Source organism: Brachybacterium muris, assembly GCF_016907455.1.
GTDB lineage: Bacteria > Actinomycetota > Actinomycetes > Actinomycetales > Dermabacteraceae > Brachybacterium > Brachybacterium muris.
The window spans coordinates 2,487,647-2,506,058 of record NZ_JAFBCB010000001.1; the positions used below are offsets into that span (position 1 = coordinate 2,487,647).

Sequence of the window (18,412 nt, forward strand, 5' to 3'; positions counted from 1 at the left end):
GAGGGGCAGCCATGCCTGAGGGCTGGAGCAAGAAGCGAGAGCGCCAGTACGAGCACATCAAGGACGGGCTCGAGGAGCGCGGCGAGAGCGAGGACACCGCGCAGGAGATCGCCGCCCGCACCGTCAACAAGACCCGTGCCCAGCAGGGCGAGGCGGAGGAGTCCAGTCCCACCTCCACGAAGGACAAGTCCCCTGCCCAGCGCGGGGGCGAGCGCTCCGGCTCCGGCAGCTAGGGGCGCACCAAGGACCAGCTCTACCAGGACGCCAAGCGCCAGGGCGTCGAGGGCCGTTCCTCGATGAGCAAGGCGCAGCTCGAGGAGGCGCTCGAGGACCGTGACTGACCCGGACGCGCCCGCGGCACCCCGGCCCGGTCGGGCCGGGGTGCCGCGTGATACCCGCTTCAGTCCACCTGAGCTCATTTCACGGTCAGGGGCCTCACTGTAGACTGCGTCGGGCATCGGGGGAGTATCCCTAGCGCTGTGCACGTCAGCACGAAGACCGTCGTCGGCCTTCCGGGTGCAGCGGCCCGCCGGTGAGGATCCCCTCCTCGCCCGCGGGTGGAGAGACCCGGGTCCCTCCGTCGAACCCGGAAAGCAGAACTCGTGAGCGTCTCCCCCCTGATCTGGATCATCACCGTCATGGTGATCATCGGCCTGCTGGCCTTCGACTACATCTTCCACGTGCGCAAGGCGCACATCCCCACGCTGCGCGAGGCCGCGGTGTGGTCCGCCATCTACGTGGGGATCGCCCTGGTGTTCGGCGTGATCCTGTGGTTCTTCACCCCCGGCCACGAGATGGGCACCGAGTACTTCGCCGGGTACATCACCGAGAAGGCGCTCTCGGTGGACAACCTGTTCGTGTTCCTGGTGATCATGTCCGCCTTCCGGGTGCCCCGCGAGGACCAGCAGAAGGTGCTGCTGTTCGGCATCACCTTCGCGATCATCGCCCGCACGGGCATGATCGCCGGCGGCGCCGCGATCATCGACAACTTCTCCTGGGCGTTCTACTTCTTCGGCCTGATCCTGCTGCTGACCGCCGGCAACATGCTCAAGCCGGAGGATGACGACAAGGACGAGGCCAACAACTTCATCATCCGGATCGCGAAGAAGCTGCTGCCCACCACGGACAATTACGACGGGGACAAGCTGTTCACCCAGGTGGACGGCCAGCGGATGATGACCCCGATGCTGCTGGTGATGGTGGCCATCGGCGGCACCGACATCCTGTTCGCCCTGGACTCGATCCCCGCCATCTTCGGCCTCACCCAGAACACCTACATCGTGTTCACCGCGACCGTGTTCTCGCTGCTGGGCCTGCGTCAGCTCTACTTCCTGATCGACGGCCTGCTGGATCGCCTCGTGTACCTGTCCTACGGCCTGGCGGCGATCCTCGCCTTCATCGGCGTGAAGCTGATCCTGCACGCCCTGCACGAGAACGAGCTGCCCTTCATCAACGACGGCCAGCCCGTGCCGGTTGTGGAGGTGACCACGACGCTGTCGCTGTCGGTGATCATCGGCATCCTGGCCTTCACCATCGTGGCATCGCTGGTCAGCCGCAGGGGCCGCGCCAAGGCGGCGGTCTCCAGTGCCCGTCGCGACGCCGACTCGTACCTGCAGATGACCTACACCTCCTTCGAGGAGGAGCGCGAGCGCATCTTCCGGCGCATGCTGGAGAACGAGCAGACCATCGCCAACCTCCCGCCGAAGTACCAGGACCTGCTCGAGGAGCGCGACCAGAAGCCGCTGACCGAGCTGCTGCGCGAGGCGCACCTGGTGGCCGACAAGCGCTCCGCGGACCGCGAGAAGGGCGTGCGCACCGACACCAGCCCGGAGGGCCTCGAGCTGGCCGCCATCCGCGCTGCCGGTGACGCGGACAGCACGGCCCAGGACGCCGCACTCGGGGCGGACACCAACTCCGGCTCCCGCGGGAGCCACGAGGCCGACGCCCCCGCCGACGTCGACGGGCAGCGCAACCACCCCTGATCCGGCATGACGGCGGGCACGAGTCGGCCCTCGTGCCGCTCGCTCAGGACGGCCCCTGCACTCCGGTGCGGGGGCCGTCGGCCCATCTCCGAGCAGCTGGGCACCCAGATGGACGGCGGAGACGGCGGCGAGGATCCCCGGGCGATGCGCATGCCGATGAGAATGCCGGTCACACCCGGATCCGTGATGCCGTTCACCGGATTCTGCTAGACACGGACCATGACCGTCTACGGCTTCCACGCCTCCCACGAGCAGATCTCGCCCCGGCAGCTGCTGGCCGACGTCCAGCTGGCCGAGCAGGCAGGCTTCCAGGCCGCCATGTGCTCCGATCACCTCGAGCCCTGGTCGAAGCGGCAGGGCCATTCGGGGCTCGCCTGGTCCTGGCTGGGCGCGGCCCTGGCCACCACCGAGCTCAGCTTCGGCACCGTCAGCGCCCCCGGACAGCGGTACCACCCGGCGATCGTGGCCCAGGGCATCGCCACCCTGGGGCAGATGTTCCCGGGCCGGTTCTGGACCGCCCTGGGCACCGGCCAGTACGCCAACGAGCACGTCACCGGCGAGGGATGGCCCCGCAAGGAGGTGCGTCAGCAGCGCCTCGAGGAATGCGTGGAGATCATCTCCCGGCTGCTGGACGGCGAGACCGTCTCGCACGACGGCCTGGTGACGGTGGACCAGGCCACGGTGTGGGAGGTGCCCGATCCGAAGCCCAAGCTGATCGCCCCGGCCATCAGCGTGGACACCGCCGTGCGCGGGGCACGCTGGGCCGACGGCCTGGCCACCGTCAACCAGCCCCCCGAGAAGCTCACCGAGATGCTCGATGCCTGGGAGAACGCCGGGGGTGCGCCCCACCGCATCCTGCAGGTCCACCTGAGCTGGGCGCCCACGGAGGACGAGGCACAGGCCATCGCCTACGAGCAGTGGCGCTCCAACGTGTTCACCTCGCCCGCCAACACCGATCTGCGGGTGGCGGACTACGACGCCGTCAGCGAGGAGGGCGTCCCCGCCGAGCGCGTGGCCGGTGCGGCGCTGATCTCCTCGGACCTGGGCAGGCTCACCGAGCAGATCCATGGCCTCGCCTCGCTGGGCTTCGATGCGGTGTACCTCCACCACATCGGCCAGGAGCAGCGCGGATTCATCGAGGCCTTCGGCGAGAAGGTGCTGCCGCAGCTGCGCTGAGTCCCCACCCGTTCAGGTGGAGTCCCCTCCGATCCACCAGCCCCCGTCACGACCTGAGGAGCGATCATGCTGAAGACCGAGACCGCTGACAACTGGTGGAAGACCGCCGTCGTCTACTGCCTGGACATCGAGAAGTACTTCGATGCGAACGACGACGGCACCGGTGACATCGACGGCCTGTGCCAGCGCATCGACTACCTGGCAGAGCTCGGCGTCACCTGCCTGTGGCTGATGCCGTTCATGCCCACCGAGGGCCGCGACGACGGCTACGACATCACGGACTACTACGGTGTGGATCCCCGTCTGGGGGATCACGGCGACATCGTGGAGCTGATCCGCACGGCGAAGGATCGCGGGATGCGGGTCATCATGGACCTGGTGGTCAATCACACCTCCCACAAGCATCCCTGGTTCGTGAAGGCGCGATCCTCCAAGAGCAGCCCCTACCGCGACTACTACGTGTGGCGCGACCAGCCGCCCGAGGACACCTCCGAGGATGTGGTGTTCCCCGATGCGGAGAACTCGCTGTGGACCCTCGATGAGAGGACCGGCCAGTACTACCTGCACAACTTCTACTCTGAGCAGCCCGACCTCAACATCGCCAACCCGGCCGTGCAGGAGGAGATCGCCAAGATCGTCGGCTTCTGGATGCAGCTGGGCATGGACGGATTCCGGGTGGACGCGGTGCCGTTCTTCATCCAGGAGCGCGGCATCCCGCAGGAGTGGACCGACGTCTACTCCGACCCCCACGACTACCTGCGCGAGCTGACCTCCTTCATGAAGCGCCGACGGGGCGATGCCATGCTGCTGGGCGAGGTCAACCTGGAGTACCCCGACCAGATGGAGTTCTTCGGCGGCGAGAACGGCGATGAACTCAGCATGATGTTCGACTTCGAGCTGATGCAGCGGATGTATCTGTCCCTGGCCCGTCAGGACGCCACGGAGATGGCGCGCACCCTGAAGCGCCGCCCGCAGCTTGCCAGCAACAACCAGTTCGCGAACTTCGTGCGCAACCACGACGAGCTCACCCTGGACAAGCTCAGCGACCAGGAGCGGCAGGAAGTGTTCGACGCCTTCGGGCCCGAGGAGGACATGCAGCTGTACGACCGCGGGCTGCGGCGTCGACTGCCCCCGATGGTGGACGGGGACCCGCGGGTGATGCGCATGGTCTACTCACTGCTGTTCGCCCTTCCGGGCACGCCCGTTCTGTTCTACGGCGAGGAGATCGGGATGGGCGAGAACCTCGAGATCCCCGGTCGGCTCGCGGTGCGCTCCCCCATGCAGTGGACCCGTGGCAAGAACGGCGGCTTCTCCACCGTGGCCCCTTCGCGGCTGGTCGCGCCCCTGACCGGGGGCGGGTACGGTCCCGAGCACGTCAATGCCGAGGACCAGCGCTCCGACCCCGACTCGCTGCTGTCGTTCGTGAGCCTGCTGGCCCGCCGCTACCGTGAGTGCCCCGAGGTGGGCATGGGCGATGCCGAGGTCCTCGACCACGAGGCACCCTCCGTTCTGGCCCACCGCTGCACCTGGAGTCCCTTCGGCGGCGGCAACGCGAGCTCCGTGCTGGTGCACAACCTCTCTCCCGAGGCCACCTCCATCACCGTGACGCTCGAGGACGTCGAGGAGGGCACCGAGGTGCTGGACCTGTTCAGCAGTGACCGGTACGAGGTCACCAAGGGAGGCAAGCTCGCCCTGGAGGTGGGGGCGTACGGCCACCACTGGTTGCGCATCCTCCTGCCCGGGGACCGGCGGCTGCACTGATCGAAGGGCTGATGCTCGCCGTCCTGTTCGGCGGTGCCGGCCGCGCTGGTGATGGTGGGTGTCTCCTCGATTACCGGCGGGGTCATGCCCACGCGCCGAGGTCCAGCTCCTCCTGGTGCGGGCCGTGGGCCGGGGAGTCCGTGATGGTCTGTCCGGTGCGCAGCAGCCGAGCCAGCTGGGCGAGCCCTCCGGCCATCGACTCGATCCTGCCGGCGGCCGAGACCACTGCCTGCAGGGAGAAGGGCGGCACGGTGCCGTCGGCCTCCACATAGCCCGCCAGGTACTCCCCGGCGGGTGAGTCGATGCCGAGCCGCGCGGCGAGCAGCCAGGCCACGATCTCCGCCTCGAACTCGCGGCTGCGCAGGTCCAATGGCCTGCCGGGCCGCACCGTGGACTCCGTGCGGTGATCGAGATGCCTGGCGAACACGTGCCCGAGTTCGTGGAACGCCGTCACCAGGCGGGCCGTGGGGTCCAGCTGGGAGCTGACCACCACGGCGTGCCGCAGGGGGACGGAGCGGCGGGCGCCCTCGCGCGTGAGCGGCGGATCGATCGGCTCGACGGTCCCGGCGAGCTGCGAGCCGACGGCCTCCTCTCGGTAGAGGACACCGGCCTTGGGCAGCAAGGAGGTGAACGCGGTCAGGCCCTCCTCGGTGATCGGACCATCGATGCGGAAGGGGGCGAGGGCGCCCTCCGGGACGGGCTGTCCGTCGGTGTCGGCGATGTCGTACACCAGGTCCACCGGCCCGAAGGGCCGCAGGATGATGAGGGGCCTGGCCCCGGGCAGCACGTGGCGGTGGAACTCGCGGGCCCACACGCTGCGGGAGGCCACGTAGTGGGCGCCGGGACGCTGCAGCTGCACGAGAGCGGCGTTGTAGGGACCGAGCATCGGCAGTCGGGTGAGGAAGGCGCGCAGTTCGCGCAGGTCGTCGGCCTCGCTGCCGCGCTGCGACTGCTCCAGCAGCTCGTCCAGCCCCAGCAGCTCCTGGGGGCTCAGAGCGGTGCCCTCCCCGGGGTCGAGACCATCGTCGATGCCCATGATCTGAGGCTACGCCAGCTGGGCCGGCCGTCCCGGCAGGCGGGCAGGAGGTTCGCCGGCGGCAGCGAGGGGGCGGCCGCCCGTGAGACGCGCGACCCGGATGCGCACCATGTCACACCTGCGGGCACCGCAGGGCGAGGACCGGTCAAGAGCACTGGTCACGGCGGGCTCGTTCCCACCGACGTGGGTAGGGAGTTCCTCCCAGCAGCGGCACGTCCGGGTCAAATCTCCGTCAGGCACCCCGGAAGGCCTTGATCACCCGGGGCGGGGGCTCACTACGGTGGCCGACGTCCACACACCCGAGCAACGCGAGAGGACGGCTTCACATGGCCACACACGCGAAGACCACCAAGACCACCCTGCTGCGGCGCGGCATTGCCCGCACCGCCACCACCTTGGCGGGCGGCGCACTCGTCGCGACCGGCATGCTCGCCACCGGCACCGCCGCGAACGCGGCCTCCGGCTGGGACGACGTCGCAGCCTGCGAGTCCGGCGGCGACTGGAGCATCAACACCGGCAACGGCTACTACGGCGGGCTGCAGTTCTCCCAGTCCTCCTGGGAGGCCGCCGGCGGCACCCAGTACGCGCCTCGCGCGGACCTGGCCTCCAAGTCCCAGCAGATCGCCACGGCCGAGGTGCTGCTGTCGATGCAGGGCCCGGGTGCGTGGCCCACCTGCGGTGTGCACCTCAGCGGCGGCTCCGACACCAGCGGTGCCCCGGCTCCGGAGCAGGACTCCGGCGGCCAGGACTCCCGCGAGGACTCCGACCAGCAGGAGAGCCGTGGGGACTCCGGCGCCTCGAGCAGCCGCAGCGAGCGCAGGGACTCCGGTTCCTCCCAGAAGAGCGAGCCTGCCCGCGAGCGGCAGGGCGACTGGAGCTGCGATGGTGACGGCATCCCTGACAACTGCACCGAGAACGGCTTCACCAAGGAAACCGAGCAGGCACCCCAGAAGTCCGAGAAGAAGCAGCAGGCGCCTCAGCAGGCTCCCACGACGCCGGAGCGAACGGCACCGGCCGGTGCTCCTGATCTGAAGGTCGCCGGCACCCTCGAGGTGGACGGCAAGATGGGCCCCAAGACCATCACCGCCCTGCAGGACTGGCTGGGCGTGGAGCAGACCGGTGAGATGAACGAGGAGACCACCCTGGCGCTCCAGGCCTGGGCCAAGACCGACCAGGACGGCGCGATCGGCCCGAAGACCGTGGCCGGCCTCCAGCACGAGATCGGCGCCGCCCAGAACGGCTCCGAGGACATTGAGTATTCGTAGTCGTGGGAGCCACCGAATCTTGCTCTTGGGGACCGCCGATCGTGCCGACGGGGGCCAGTAGCCGCCGCGGTGGGGACCACTGGCTCCCGCCGGCATCGGGTCACTGGGGCAGTGCGGTGTGTTCTCGCATGTTCCTGTCGCCGGTGTCGATCCAGATTGTGTTGTGCACGATGCGGTCCATGATCGCATCGGCGTGGACTGCTCCACCGAGCCGGGCGTGCCAGTCCTTCTTCGGGTACTGGGTGCAGAACACGGTCGAGCCGGTGTCATAGCGGCGCTCGAGCAGTTCCAGCAGCATCGAACGCATTCCCTCGTCAGGATGGTCCAGCAGCCACTCGTCGATCACCAGCAGCGAGAACGTGGAGTACTTCCGCAGGAACTTCGTCTGGCCCTGCGGCTTGTCCTTTGCCAGGGCCCAGGCCTCTTCGAGGTCGGGCATTCGGATGTAGTGGGCTCGGAGCCGGTGCTGGCAGGCCTGCTTCGCCAGCGCGCAGCCGAGGTAGGACTTCCCTGAGCCGGTGAAGCCCTGGAAGACCACGTTCTGTTGCCGCTGGATGAAGGAGCAGGTTGCCAGTTGCGCGATCACGTTCCGGTTCAGTCCCCGTTCCTCGACCAGATCCAGCCGCCGCAGGTCCGCTCCGGGATAACGCAGCCCCGCCCGGCGGATCAGACCCTCGACCTTTCCATGATTGAAGATGGAATGCGCCTCGTCCACGATCAGCTGGAGCCGTTCCTGGAACGACATCCCCAGCACGTGAGCCTCATCCTGGGCATCGATCGCGTCCAGCAGCGCGGTCGCGCCCATCTCGCGCAGCTTCCGCTTCGTGTCGTTATCGATCACGCTCACCGGACACCTCCGGCGTAGTAGTCGGCGCCACGGACGTATCCGCCGTCTTCCGCGGGTTCCTCGCGGGGTGGACGCAGGGCGGCGACCTTGTCCTGCCCGGTGGCCAAGATCGGGTGCAGATGCGCATAGCGCGGTGAACGGACCCGTCCCGTCAGCGCGAGTGCGCAGGCCGCCTCGACCCGATCTACGGAGAAGCGGCGAGAGAGCCGTAGCACCGCCAACGCGGGATCCAGGCCCTGTTCCACGATCGGCACGGACTCGAAGATCCGCTGGATCACGATCACCGTGGCCGGCCCGACCCGATCTGCCCACGCCCGCACCCTCTGCGCGTCCCAGGCCTGGAAACGCTCGCCCGCAGGTAGGTCCGCGTCGTTGGTGCGGTACTCATTGCTCGCGGTCTCCGGGAGCAGCAGGTGACTGGTCAGTCGCTGGCTGCCCTGATAGATCTCCAGCGTCCGGGCCGTGATGCGCAGATCGACCTTCGCGCCGATGTGCGCGAACGGCGCGGAGTAGAAGTTCCGCGCGAACGTGACGTGCCCGTTCCTGCCCACTCGTCGTCCGTAGTGCCATGTCGAGATCTCGTAGGGCACCGCCGGCAGCGGCGTCAGCAGCGGCCGCTCCTCCGCGTCGAACACGCTGGCGCGGGATCCGGGCCGCTTCTGGAACGGCTCCGCGTTATAGGCCTCCATCCGCTGCCCGATGGCGGCTGCAAGTTCGGGCAGGGACGTGAATCGCTGATCCCGCAGCCCGGCGATGACCCAGGTCGCGACGTGCGCGACGGTGTTCTCCACGCTCGCCTTGTCTTTCGGTTTCCGCACCCTCCCCGGGAGCACCGCCGCCGAGTAATGCGCTGCCATCTCGCGATACGCATCGTTCAGGACGATCTCGCCCTCGCGGGGGTGCTTCACCACACCGGTCTTGAGGTTGTCCGGAACGATCCTCGGGACCGTCCCGCCCAGCGCCTCGAACATCGCTACGTGCGCTCGCAGCCAGGACTCCTGGCGCATATCCAGCGCCGGGAAGCAGAACGCGTAACGAGAAAAAGGCAGGCAGGCAACGAACAAGAACACCTTCGAGACCTCGCCGGTGACCGGATCGGCCAGCTCCATCGTGGGGCCGGACCAGTCGACCTCCACGCTCTGGCCGGCCTTGTGACCGACTCTCGAAGCGGCACCGGTGACCATGACGTGGTGCTGGTAGGTGCGGCAAAACCGGTCATACCCCATCGCCGGATCCCCAGCCGCCGTGGTCGCGTCGAAGTACTCGCCGTGCAACAGCTTCAGCGTCACGCCGACCCTGGCCATCTCTCGATGGACCTGTTCCCAGTCCGGCTGTGCGAACACGCTCTCGTGCTCGCCCCGGCCCGGGAACAACCGGGCATACACCTGCTCATCGGCGACGTCCGCGATATCGCCCCACCCGATCCCTGCAGCGTCAGCGGCCTCGAACACCGCCCTCACGGACTTGCGGGACATGCCCTGCGAGGACGAAATCGCTCGCCCCGACAGACCTTCTGCGCGCAGCTGGAGCACCAGCTTCGCCCTGATCTTCCGTACCATTCCAGATTGCTCCTTCCGCCGCGTGCCCTATACACACGGCGGAAGGAGCGTAGACAGAGCGGCCCCAACGACACCACTGGTGGTCCCGAACGACGCCACCGCTACGGCAGCGACGTGGCACCCGAACCCTCGATCAGCGGACCCCAGCGAGGCGAATATTCAGACATCGACGAGGACACCGTCGAGGTACTCCAGACGTTCCTGAACCTGTACTGATCCGCTGATCGCCACCGGTCCGCTGGTCCTGCGATCCCCGCAGGACCGGTGACCGCACGATCACCGGCAGCAGCCGCGGCCCCCGCATCCCGCCCACCCTGGCGAAGATGCGGGGGCCTTCGGCATGAGGCAGGGATGACACCCCCGTCCGTTGTCCCCCGCTCCCGTGCCGCTGGGCAGCTGTCCTCGCGTGCCGAGAACCGGACTTCCCCCGGCGGTGGGCAGCAGGCAGGATGGTGGCACCGACCCACCCCTGCCGATGAGAGAGGACCAGGCGATGATCCTGATCAACGTGAAGTTCCCGGTGAAGCCCGAGTACGCGGAGAAGTGGCCGGAGATCTCCCGAGAGTTCACCGAGAAGACCCTCGCCGAGCCGGGCAACAAGTGGTTCGAGTGGTCCCGCAGCGTGAAAGACCCCAACACCTACGTGCTGATCGAGGCGTTCACCGACGAGGGTGCCGCCCCGCACGTCCAGTCCGATCACTTCAAGGCCATGCAGGAGGAGTTCCCGCAGTACCTCTCGGCCACCCCGCAGATCGTCTCCCACCAGGTGGAGGGCGACGGCTGGGGCCCGATGGGCGAGCTGAAGGTCGACTGACCACCGATCCCAGGGCCACAACCGACGAAGGAGACACCATGAACGACAAGAGCGTGCGACTCGGGATCATCGGGTTCGGTGCCCAGGGAGGTGTGTACGCCGGATTCGTCGCCGAGGGGAAGGTGAAGGGCATGTCCCTCGGCGCGATCTGCGACATCGATCCCGCCAAGAAGCGGCTGGCCGAGGAACAGCACCCCGGGGTGGCCTTCTACGACGACTACATCGCGATGCTGGACTCCGGGGATGTGGATGCCGTGGTGACCACGGTCCCGCACTACCTGCACCCCGAGATGACCATCGCGGCCATCGGCAAGGGCATTCACACCCTGACGGAGAAGCCGGCCGGCGTGTACACGAAGCAGGTCGAGCAGATGAACGAGTTCGCCGCGGCGCACCCGGAGACCACCTTCGCGATCATGTTCAATCAGCGCACCAACCCGGTGTACACGGACCTGAAGGCCCTCATCGATTCCGGTGAGCTGGGCCGGCTGCGCCACACCTCCTGGATCATCACCACGTGGTGGCGCCCCCAGGCCTACTACGACCAGACGGAGTGGCGCGCCACCTGGGGCGGCGAGGGCGGCGGCGTGCTGGTGAACCAGGCCCCCCACCAGCTGGACCTGTGGCAGTGGCTGGCGGGAACCCCGAAGAAGGTGTTCGCGAAGCTGGCCTTCGGGTTCCAGCGCGACATCGCGACCGAGGACGAGGTCAACGCCCTGGTGGACTTCGGTGAAGGCGCCACCGGGCACTTCCTCACCTCCACCAGCGACATCGCCGGCACCGACCGGCTGGAGATGCTGTTCGACGCGGGCAAGATCGTGGTGGACGCCTCGACGAAGGTGACCATCACCCGCTTGACGCAGGACGAGCGCAGCATCAGCGACAGCATGTCCGTGGCCGATGTGGGCCGCCTGTTCAAGGGCGAGATGAACACCGCAGACCTGTTCAGCACCGAGGTGAAGGAGTACGAGTCGGTGTGGGGCGCCCAGCACGTGGACGTGCTGACCAACTTCGCGGCCCACATCAATGACGGCACCCCGCTGATCGCCGATGGTGCCGAGGGCATCAACGGCGTGCGCCTGGCCTCCGGCATGCAGCTGTCGGCATGGACCGGTCGCGAGATCGACCTGGTGGACTTCCCTGCCGAGGAGTACCTGACCGAACTGAACCGTCGCATCGAGGAGGAGGGGAAGTTCCCCACCCGCTCCTGACCCCACGGTCGGCGCCCCGGCTCACCACCCGGGGTCGGGGCGCCGAGCCCGCAACAACCCGCGCAACGCCCGCGGTTCGCGCAACCCCCGCTGCTGAGGTGCGCAGGGGCGCTGAGGCCGGTCGTCCCGCAGGCCCCACTGCGGCGCACGGCACCGCCGTCAGCGTGACACCCTGCAGGTCCGACGTGGCACCCTGCTGGTATGGACCAGTTGCTGCCGCACCCCGGGACCAGCGTTCCGCACCCCTCCCCGGTACCGCCGGGCAGCGGATGGCCGGGGGACCCAGCGCCCTCCGACACCATTCGCGCGACGACGCCCCCGCAGGTGGCGCGCCTTGCAGCGCGGGCCCGCGCTCTCGACGAGCTGGACGCGCTGGTGTCCGTGTGCCGAGCCTGCCCGGGTCTGGTCCAGTGGCGGGAACAGGTAGCAGGTCAGAAGCGCGCCGCCTATGCCGATCAGCCCTACTGGGGTCGACCCGCGCCGGGCTGGGGCGATCCGCAGGCGCACGCCCTGATCGTGGGACTGGCCCCGGCGGCACACGGAGCCAACCGCACCGGCCGGATCTTCACGGGGGACCGCAGCGGCGACTGGCTGTACGCGGCGCTGCACCGCGCCGGTCTCGCGAACCAGCCCACCTCGAGCCACGCGGCCGACGGGCTCGAGCTGACCGGGGTGCGGATCACCGCGCCGGTGCACTGCGCTCCCCCGCAGAACCTCCCCACCACCACCGAGAAGGCCACGTGCGCACCCTGGCTGGACCGCGAGATCCAGCTGCTCTCCCCCCACCTGGAATCGATCCTGGCGCTCGGTGGGATCGCCTGGACCGAGACCCTGCGCACTGCCCGCCGCCTGAGCTGGACGGTGCCCCGGCCCGCCCCGAGGTTCGGCCACGGCGCCCAGGCCTCGCTGGGCATGCCGGACGGCCGGACGGTGCGTCTGATCGGCTGCTACCACGTGAGCCAGCAGAACACGTTCACCGGTCGTCTCACCGAGACGATGCTGGACGAGGTGATGGGGATGCTGCGTCGCGCGTGAGGAGAGGCCTGGACTGGACCATCGTGCGGCCCTCCGGGCTCACCGACAAGCCAGCCGCCGGCTCCTGGCAGGCGCTGGAGACCTCCGAGCCCGGCACGCTGCGCGGTACGATTACGCGCGCTGATCTGGCCGCCTGCATGCTGGAGGTGCTGGAGGACAACGTGACGATCGGATCCGCCTTGGGTGTCAGCAGCTGAGTGCCGACAGACCCGCATGACGCCGAAAGACCGGCATGGCGTCGACAGACCGGGATGAGCGGCGGGGCCCATCCGCTGGCCACCCTGATCAGCACTACGATGCAGCCATGCCCTCTGCTCCGACGCGTCCGGCCAGGCTGGTCCTGACCCGGCGCGGTCGTCTCGCGCGCAGCATCCTGGTGCTGGCCGCGGTGATCGCCGTGGCGATCGCTCTGGTTCTCGGCATCCGCGCCATCAGTGACGGAAGTGATCCCGCCGGCTCGTCCACCACCGGCGGTGCCCCGACGACGAGCACCGCGCCTTCCGACGGCGGCGGTCCCTCCGACGCCGGTGGCGCGGAGGAAACACCCACACCGGAGACGGATCCGGAGCTGACCGGGGACGAGGAGGCCGCGGAACCTGGGCCCGGCCTGCGCACCGCCCGCAGCGGCATCGTCCGTTCGGACACCGAGGGCGACGGCACGTGGACCGTGGCCCAGCCGGTACCGCCGGCAGGGGAACCGGCCGGGACCGTGCACCGCTACGCTCTGCGCGTCGAGGGAGGCATCGGCATCGCACCAGAGGAGGCAGCCCAGGAGGTGGCCGCGATCCTCGCCGACGAACGCGGCTGGGCGTCCGTGCACGATGTGAGCTTCGAGCAGGTGGCCGATCCCGACCAGGCGGAGTTCACGATCTCCTTGGCGTCACCGCCCACGGTGGACGAGCTGTGCCTGCCGGCGCAGACCCACGGCATCTGGAGCTGCCGGATCGGCCCGGAGGTGGCGCTTAACTCCGACCGCTGGGTGCACATGACCCCCACCTATGACGATGTCGCCGAGTACCGGGCGTACATGGTCAACCATGAGGTGGGGCACTTCCTGGGCCACGGCCACGAGTCCTGCGGCGGTGAGGGCCTGGCCGCGCCGGTGATGATGCAGCAGAGCAAGGGCCTGCAGGGCTGTCGGCCGAACGCGTGGCCCACCAGCGACGGATCCTGACAGCCCGGTCGCCCCTCCGATTGCTCCGGTATGACCGGAAGGGGCTACGGTGAGCCCATGCTCAGACGCCTCATTGCCCGCACGTTCTGGGCATTCAGCCGCTGGACGCTGGTCACCGAGCCCGCCCCGCAGCGACCCACGATCCTGATCGGCGCCCCACACACCTCCAACTGGGACTTCGTGTACATGCTGGGGATCGCCTGGCAGCTCGGCATCGATGTGCGCTGGCTGGGCAAGCACACCCTGTTCAAGGGGTGGGCGGCGCCGTTCTTCCGGGCCGTGGGTGGGATCCCGGTGGACCGCTCGAACCCCCGTGGGATCATCGACGAGGTGGTGCGGCGCGTCCGCGCAGGCGAGGTGTTCGGCCTGGTCATCACCCCGGATGGGACCCGCTCTAACAAGACGGGCCACTGGAAGTCGGGGTTCTACCGGATCGCGATGGAGACCGGGATGCCGGTGACCCTGGGGTACGTGGACCTGCCCACGAAGACCACGGGTCTGGGCCCCACCATCGAGCTGACCGGCGACGTGGCCGCTGACATGGACCGGATCCGCGCGTTCTACGCCGACAAGGCCGGGGTGCGCCCGGAGCTGCGGGTCGAGCCGCGCCTGCGGGACGAGACCGGCAGCTACGGCACTGCGTCAGCGGCCTGATCCCCGTCGGAGCGGCGTCCGGACCGAAGGGTCACAGCCCCAGCACCGCGCGGGCGATGAGGGAGTAGATGATCAGCCCGGTCGCATCGACGATGGTGGTGATGAAGGGGTTGGCGAACACGGCCGGATCCACCTTCAGCAGTCTCCCGATCAGGGGCATCACCCCGCCCAGGGTCGCGGCCAGGGTGCAGATGTTCAGCAGGGTCAGGCCGATGACCGCTCCGATCTGCATCCCGTAGAACGCGGAGGCCACCAGGAATCCGAGCACGCCCAGCAGCACGCCGAGGGTGATGCCGACGCGGACCTCCCGCAGCGCGACCCTGAGGACGTCCCGGGTCGGACGTGCCCGAGTGCGAGGGCACGGGTGACGGTGGTGGCGGCCTAGTTGCCAGTGTTGCCGCCGGTGCCGATCAGCAGCGGGACGAACACGGACAGCACCACCATCTGCGCAAGGGTGTCCTCGAAGACCTCCAGCACCTGGACGGTGAGCGTGGCTCCGATGGCCAGCACCAGCAGCCACACACAGGGCTTTGGTCACCGGCAGGAACTGCCCGCCTGGGCCCGTGCCGCAGTGGGGCACACTGGAGCGGTGGAGGATCTGTGCGTGCCCGCGGGCCCCGGCGCCCCTCGGGGGCTGCGCATCCCGGCCGGGGAGCTCGTCGAGCAGTTCTCCCATGCCTCCGGCCCCGGCGGCCAGGGGGTGAACACCGCGGATTCCCGGGTGCAGCTGAGCGTGGACCTCGCCACCACGACCGCGCTGACCGAACCGCAGCGGAAGAGGGCGCTGGAGGCGCTGTCCGCCAGGCTCAACGGCACGGTGCTCACCATCAGTGCTGCAGAGCACCGCTCCCAGCACCGCAATCGTCGTGCCGCTCGGGAGCGCTTGGCGGGGCTCCTGCGTGAGGCGCTGATCCCGCCGGTCCCCCGTCGGGCCACCCGGCCGACGCGGGGATCGCAGCGCAGGAGGCTGGAGGGGAAGCGTCAGCGGGCGCTCACCAAGCAGCAGCGACGCAGGCCAGGGCGCGATTCGCTCTGAGGGTGCGGTGTCAGTGGCGGTGGCAGTATCGGCTGCGGTCGCTGTGCCGGCCGGTGTGGCCGCGTCAGCTGCGGCTCTCACGTCGGATCCGCCACATGCACCAGACAGCGGCCGCCAGCATGATCAGCAGCCCGATGCCTCCCAGGCCCGGGGAGTCGTCGAGCTGGCCCAGATGCATCACGAAAGCGCCGAGCGCGATCACTCCGGCGGCCGACAGGTACGGAAGGATCCTCATGTGGCCGGCCCCTTGGCGTCGAGGTCGCGGGACCGCTCCACGCGGCGGCCCTCTCGGGCCAGCCAGTAGAGGGTGCCTCCGGCGGCGCTGAGCGCCGCTGCCGCCTGCACCGGGCCGGCGATCCAGGTCGGTCGACGCAGGCTCCGGTGGATGGTGAGCCCTGCCGCGAGCGAACCGGTCAGCGCGGCCGCCGCCTGCACCCCAGGCGCGGCAGTCCGCCAGGACCCCATAATGGTGACCGCCGCGGCGGCGGCCACGGAAGCAGCGGCGGAGGCGAGGGCCACGGCGGTGTCCAGAACGGCGGCGTCACGTCGAGGCATCCAGCGGTCGGGCCGGCCGGCGCGGTCCCAGCGCCGGGGCAGCTGGGCGGGCAGATCCTCTCGTGCCGTGTAGTGCGCGATCACGGCGACGGCGAGTGCTGCGGGCAGTGCTGCCGCGATCCAGTGGGCGGAGGCCGGGGTGGAGGCGAAGGGCACGTCCTCGGCATCGGGCTCGATGATCCCGAGCCTGACGGCCAGTGCACCGAGGTTCAGGTCCCATCCGATGCCGAAGGCCCTGGGGACCAGGATCTCGGGGCGGGACGGATCCCACCAGGCGTGCTGGATTCGCTCAGCAGTAGGGCGGCGCAGGTCGTACGGAACTCCGGCGAGGCGGCCCACCAGGGGGCTGCGCACCAGCTCACCGGCCAGATCGGCCTGGACCGGGCCGAAGCGGTCCGCGAACTCCTGCACATCCTCGGTCCTGGCACTAGCAGGCAATGCCTCGCCGATCGCGGCCAGGAGCTGCTCGCGCAGCACCGGGGCGATCTCGGGGTCGACGTCGCGGACCGCTGCCGTGGCCCACTGCTCAGCCGCGCTGCGGGTGGAGGCGGGGAGGTGCGCGAGGGTCATGGGGTCTTCTTCACAAGGGCGTCGACATCGGTGCGCAGGGCGTTCCAGGCGCGCGTCATCTCTGCGAGCGCGCGGCTGCCCTCTGAGGTGAGGCGGTAGTACTTGCGCGGCGGGCCCACGGGGGACTCCTGCCAGGTCGAGGCGATCAGGCCGTCCTTGAGAAGGCGGGAGACCAGCGGGTAGACGGTGCCGGCCGAGAGTGCGAGCGCTGGGCGTTGGGAGAGGTCCTCGACCAGTTGCTGCCCGTAGCGGGGCCGTTCGCGCAGGAGGGCCAGCACAGCGAGCTCCACCACCCCGCGCCGCAGTCGGGCCGCGTGGTCCTGTTCCTTCGACATGGGTAGATGGTACTGCCGGGTACCTTGCCTTACAAGCTAGAGGGGGCTGGGAGAGGCCCACATGCATGCATGGGCTCATCTCGCCCGAACCCCGGAGCGGGAGCGATCGACCATGGGTGGCCGCGCGGTCCATCTCAGCCGTGACCCCTGCCCCCGAACCACGCCCAGAGGTTCACCACCGTGTTCACCACGAAGGACGGGACCCTGCCGGTGTCCCGGCGCCCTGGCCGGTAGGGGTTCTCCAAGGCGTCGGTGCCGCCGTCGACGATGATCGTGGTGCCCACCACCAGGCTCGCCTGCTCGCTCAGGGTGAAGGCGATGACCTCGGCGACCTCCTCGGGTCGGCCCTCCCTGCCGAGCGCGGAGGGGTAGGCATCCAGGCGATCGCCGAACAGTCGGTCCTCGCGCCGCTCCGCGATCAGCGGCGTGGTGGTCAGGCCCGGTGCGACGGCGTTCAGGCGGATGCCGTCCCGGGCCCAGTCCGCGGCATGGCGGCGCACCCACCATGCCAGGGCGGCCTTGCTGGCGGGGTAGGCCAGGGCACCGTGGAAGCGGCCGGCGACCGCGCGGGCACGGGCCTCGTCCCCACGCAGCAGCACGCGCGCCAGATGCGCCGGGTAGGCGGGGCTGGAGGTGATCGAGTTCGAGGAGAGCACCACCACGGCCCCACCCGCGCGGATGCCGGGGCGCAGGCGCTCGATCAGCTCGGTGGCGCCGAAGTAGTTGATCGAGACCAGCAGGGCGGTGTCGGTGTCGGTCCCGCCGCCGATACCGGCGCAGGCGACGATCCCGTCGATCTCCGGGGCGAGCTCGCGGATCCGCGAGGCGGCTTCTGCCCTGCCCGCCGGGGCGGACAGGTCGGCGCGGACGTCGATCCGCTCCCCCGCGGAGCGATCCACGCCGATCACGCGGTGCCCGCGGGAGCGCAGCAGCTGGGCGGTGGCGGCGCCGATGCCGGAGGCCGCGCCGGTGACGACGTAGATGTTCACCATCCACCGGATACTTGAGGGTAACTGGCCGTGCGGGCGTTCCAGGGCTCTTCCCGGGCTCTCCCCCGCCGAACCTTCCGGTCATCCCCCGGGCGGCCGAGGCCGGGCGGCGCCTACGCTCGATGCATGAAGAAGATCTTCGACTCCATCCGTGACCTCGGCTACCGCCGCGGGCCCAGCCGCCTGCTGGGCGGCATCGGCGGGAGCATCGCCGCGAAATTCGGGCTGAATGTGTGGCTGGTGCGAGTGCTGGTGCTGGTCTCGTTCCTGCTGCCGTTCCTGGGTGTGGGCGCGTACCTGGTCGTGTGGGCGCTCACCCCGTGGCAGGACGGACGCATCCCGCTGGAGCGGGTACTGACTGCCTGAGGGGCAGGAACGAGCCAGCCCCCTGCACGCGCACCTGCGCTGACCCG

Annotated in this window: 20 protein-coding genes and 1 pseudogene; 13 read left to right on the plus strand and 8 right to left on the minus strand. The window is 69.4% G+C overall.

Going from position 1 to position 18,412, the window contains the following annotated elements; translation table 11 throughout:
- The first annotated feature begins 11 nt into the window (after nucleotides 1–11).
- The 4 genes from JOD52_RS11505 (at nucleotide 12) to JOD52_RS11520 (ending at nucleotide 4,919) form a co-directional block, all read left to right on the plus strand.
- Nucleotides 12–233 (plus strand): hypothetical protein, encoded by a 222-nt coding sequence (locus tag JOD52_RS11505; RefSeq protein ID WP_239551880.1) that lies wholly within the window; start codon nucleotides 12–14, stop codon nucleotides 231–233.
- Nucleotides 234–602: 369 nt separating this feature from the next.
- Entirely contained in the window at nucleotides 603–1,982 is a 1,380-nt protein-coding gene (locus JOD52_RS11510; protein WP_204410086.1) for a TerC/Alx family metal homeostasis membrane protein, read from the plus strand.
- Nucleotides 1,983–2,201: 219 nt separating this feature from the next.
- On the plus strand, nucleotides 2,202–3,158 hold the full coding sequence (locus tag JOD52_RS11515; protein ID WP_204410088.1) for a TIGR03885 family FMN-dependent LLM class oxidoreductase: 957 nt from the start codon (nucleotides 2,202–2,204) through the stop codon (nucleotides 3,156–3,158).
- 66 nt (nucleotides 3,159–3,224) lie between these two features.
- Entirely contained in the window at nucleotides 3,225–4,919 is a 1,695-nt protein-coding gene (locus JOD52_RS11520) for an alpha-amylase family protein (protein ID WP_204410090.1), read from the plus strand.
- A gap of 82 nt (nucleotides 4,920–5,001) precedes the next feature.
- Here JOD52_RS11520 and JOD52_RS11525 read toward each other — a convergent pair whose 3' ends face one another.
- Complete coding sequence (locus tag JOD52_RS11525; RefSeq protein WP_204410091.1) at nucleotides 5,002–5,955, minus strand: ImmA/IrrE family metallo-endopeptidase; 954 nt, start codon at nucleotides 5,953–5,955, stop codon at nucleotides 5,002–5,004.
- A gap of 326 nt (nucleotides 5,956–6,281) precedes the next feature.
- Between JOD52_RS11525 and JOD52_RS11530 the strand changes: the two genes are divergently transcribed.
- A complete protein-coding gene (locus tag JOD52_RS11530; RefSeq protein ID WP_204410093.1) occupies nucleotides 6,282–7,220 on the plus strand; it encodes a transglycosylase family protein in 939 nt (312 codons plus the stop codon).
- A gap of 100 nt (nucleotides 7,221–7,320) precedes the next feature.
- On the opposite strand, the gene JOD52_RS11535 is transcribed toward JOD52_RS11530, so the two are convergent.
- Both JOD52_RS11535 and istA read right to left on the minus strand, forming a co-directional pair.
- Nucleotides 7,321–8,067: an ATP-binding protein gene (locus tag JOD52_RS11535; RefSeq protein WP_338124028.1), complete on the minus strand. Its 747-nt coding sequence runs from the start codon at nucleotides 8,065–8,067 to the stop codon at nucleotides 7,321–7,323.
- Nucleotides 8,064–9,626, minus strand: a complete 1,563-nt coding sequence (gene istA / locus JOD52_RS11540) for an IS21 family transposase (protein ID WP_204408388.1) — start codon at nucleotides 9,624–9,626, stop codon at nucleotides 8,064–8,066. The genes JOD52_RS11535 and istA overlap by 4 nt, the downstream gene beginning before the upstream one ends.
- 493 nt (nucleotides 9,627–10,119) lie before the next feature.
- Between istA and JOD52_RS11545 the strand changes: the two genes are divergently transcribed.
- The 6 genes from JOD52_RS11545 to JOD52_RS11570 all read left to right on the plus strand — a co-directional run bounded on the left by JOD52_RS11545 (nucleotide 10,120) and on the right by JOD52_RS11570 (nucleotide 14,514).
- Nucleotides 10,120–10,440, plus strand: a complete 321-nt coding sequence (locus tag JOD52_RS11545) for a putative quinol monooxygenase (protein WP_193864540.1) — start codon at nucleotides 10,120–10,122, stop codon at nucleotides 10,438–10,440.
- A 38-nt stretch (nucleotides 10,441–10,478) separates the two neighbouring features.
- Nucleotides 10,479–11,651, plus strand: coding sequence for a Gfo/Idh/MocA family protein (locus JOD52_RS11550; RefSeq protein ID WP_204410095.1), 1,173 nt, complete (start codon nucleotides 10,479–10,481; stop codon nucleotides 11,649–11,651).
- 201 nt (nucleotides 11,652–11,852) lie between these two features.
- Complete coding sequence (locus tag JOD52_RS11555) at nucleotides 11,853–12,686, plus strand: uracil-DNA glycosylase (protein ID WP_204410097.1); 834 nt, start codon at nucleotides 11,853–11,855, stop codon at nucleotides 12,684–12,686.
- The gene (locus JOD52_RS11560; protein ID WP_204410098.1) at nucleotides 12,683–12,883 is read left to right on the plus strand and encodes an NAD(P)H-binding protein; all 201 of its coding nucleotides are present in this window, start codon (nucleotides 12,683–12,685) and stop codon (nucleotides 12,881–12,883) included. Before JOD52_RS11555 ends, JOD52_RS11560 begins: the two co-directional genes overlap by 4 nt.
- Before the next feature lie 107 nt (nucleotides 12,884–12,990).
- Nucleotides 12,991–13,860 (plus strand): DUF3152 domain-containing protein, encoded by an 870-nt coding sequence (locus JOD52_RS11565; RefSeq protein WP_204410099.1) that lies wholly within the window; start codon nucleotides 12,991–12,993, stop codon nucleotides 13,858–13,860.
- Nucleotides 13,861–13,917: 57 nt separating this feature from the next.
- Nucleotides 13,918–14,514, plus strand: coding sequence for a 1-acyl-sn-glycerol-3-phosphate acyltransferase (locus JOD52_RS11570; protein WP_204410101.1), 597 nt, complete (start codon nucleotides 13,918–13,920; stop codon nucleotides 14,512–14,514).
- Nucleotides 14,515–14,545: 31 nt separating this feature from the next.
- Here JOD52_RS11570 and JOD52_RS11575 read toward each other — a convergent pair.
- Nucleotides 14,546–15,036, minus strand: a pseudogene (locus JOD52_RS11575) (magnesium transporter); the annotation flags it as partial.
- 67 nt (nucleotides 15,037–15,103) lie between these two features.
- Here JOD52_RS11575 and arfB point away from each other — a divergent pair.
- Entirely contained in the window at nucleotides 15,104–15,550 is a 447-nt protein-coding gene (gene arfB / locus JOD52_RS11580; protein ID WP_204410103.1) for an alternative ribosome rescue aminoacyl-tRNA hydrolase ArfB, read from the plus strand.
- Nucleotides 15,551–15,614: 64 nt separating this feature from the next.
- Here the strand turns inward: arfB and JOD52_RS11585 are convergent, their stop codons facing one another.
- The 4 genes from JOD52_RS11585 to JOD52_RS11600 all read right to left on the minus strand — a co-directional run bounded on the left by JOD52_RS11585 (nucleotide 15,615) and on the right by JOD52_RS11600 (nucleotide 18,002).
- On the minus strand, nucleotides 15,615–15,785 hold the full coding sequence (locus tag JOD52_RS11585) for a hypothetical protein (protein WP_190271852.1): 171 nt from the start codon (nucleotides 15,783–15,785) through the stop codon (nucleotides 15,615–15,617).
- Nucleotides 15,782–16,675, minus strand: a complete 894-nt coding sequence (locus tag JOD52_RS11590) for a DUF5808 domain-containing protein (RefSeq protein ID WP_204410105.1) — start codon at nucleotides 16,673–16,675, stop codon at nucleotides 15,782–15,784. The genes JOD52_RS11585 and JOD52_RS11590 overlap by 4 nt, the downstream gene beginning before the upstream one ends.
- Nucleotides 16,672–17,010, minus strand: coding sequence for a PadR family transcriptional regulator (locus tag JOD52_RS11595; RefSeq protein ID WP_204410107.1), 339 nt, complete (start codon nucleotides 17,008–17,010; stop codon nucleotides 16,672–16,674). Before JOD52_RS11595 ends, JOD52_RS11590 begins: the two co-directional genes overlap by 4 nt.
- A 134-nt stretch (nucleotides 17,011–17,144) precedes the next feature.
- A complete protein-coding gene (locus tag JOD52_RS11600; protein WP_204410108.1) occupies nucleotides 17,145–18,002 on the minus strand; it encodes an SDR family oxidoreductase in 858 nt (285 codons plus the stop codon).
- Between the two features lie 123 nt (nucleotides 18,003–18,125).
- Between JOD52_RS11600 and JOD52_RS11605 the strand changes: the two genes are divergently transcribed.
- The gene (locus JOD52_RS11605; protein ID WP_017824639.1) at nucleotides 18,126–18,365 is read left to right on the plus strand and encodes a PspC domain-containing protein; all 240 of its coding nucleotides are present in this window, start codon (nucleotides 18,126–18,128) and stop codon (nucleotides 18,363–18,365) included.
- The last annotated feature ends 47 nt before the right edge of the window (nucleotides 18,366–18,412 follow it).

Coding starts and splice junctions, on each gene's coding strand:
- JOD52_RS11505 (WP_239551880.1), top strand. CDS start 12: ATGCCTGAGGGCTGGAGCAAGAAGCGAGAGCGCCAGTACGAGCACATC.
- JOD52_RS11515 (WP_204410088.1), top strand. CDS start 2,202: ATGACCGTCTACGGCTTCCACGCCTCCCACGAGCAGATCTCGCCCCGG.
- JOD52_RS11520 (WP_204410090.1), top strand. CDS start 3,225: ATGCTGAAGACCGAGACCGCTGACAACTGGTGGAAGACCGCCGTCGTC.
- JOD52_RS11525 (WP_204410091.1), bottom strand. CDS start 5,955: ATGGGCATCGACGATGGTCTCGACCCCGGGGAGGGCACCGCTCTGAGC.
- JOD52_RS11530 (WP_204410093.1), top strand. CDS start 6,282: ATGGCCACACACGCGAAGACCACCAAGACCACCCTGCTGCGGCGCGGC.
- istA (WP_204408388.1), bottom strand. CDS start 9,626: ATGGTACGGAAGATCAGGGCGAAGCTGGTGCTCCAGCTGCGCGCAGAA.
- JOD52_RS11545 (WP_193864540.1), top strand. CDS start 10,120: ATGATCCTGATCAACGTGAAGTTCCCGGTGAAGCCCGAGTACGCGGAG.
- JOD52_RS11550 (WP_204410095.1), top strand. CDS start 10,479: ATGAACGACAAGAGCGTGCGACTCGGGATCATCGGGTTCGGTGCCCAG.
- JOD52_RS11555 (WP_204410097.1), top strand. CDS start 11,853: ATGGACCAGTTGCTGCCGCACCCCGGGACCAGCGTTCCGCACCCCTCC.
- JOD52_RS11565 (WP_204410099.1), top strand. CDS start 12,991: ATGCCCTCTGCTCCGACGCGTCCGGCCAGGCTGGTCCTGACCCGGCGC.
- JOD52_RS11570 (WP_204410101.1), top strand. CDS start 13,918: ATGCTCAGACGCCTCATTGCCCGCACGTTCTGGGCATTCAGCCGCTGG.
- JOD52_RS11585 (WP_190271852.1), bottom strand. CDS start 15,785: ATGAGGATCCTTCCGTACCTGTCGGCCGCCGGAGTGATCGCGCTCGGC.
- JOD52_RS11590 (WP_204410105.1), bottom strand. CDS start 16,675: ATGACCCTCGCGCACCTCCCCGCCTCCACCCGCAGCGCGGCTGAGCAG.
- JOD52_RS11595 (WP_204410107.1), bottom strand. CDS start 17,010: ATGTCGAAGGAACAGGACCACGCGGCCCGACTGCGGCGCGGGGTGGTG.
- JOD52_RS11600 (WP_204410108.1), bottom strand. CDS start 18,002: ATGGTGAACATCTACGTCGTCACCGGCGCGGCCTCCGGCATCGGCGCC.
- JOD52_RS11605 (WP_017824639.1), top strand. CDS start 18,126: ATGAAGAAGATCTTCGACTCCATCCGTGACCTCGGCTACCGCCGCGGG.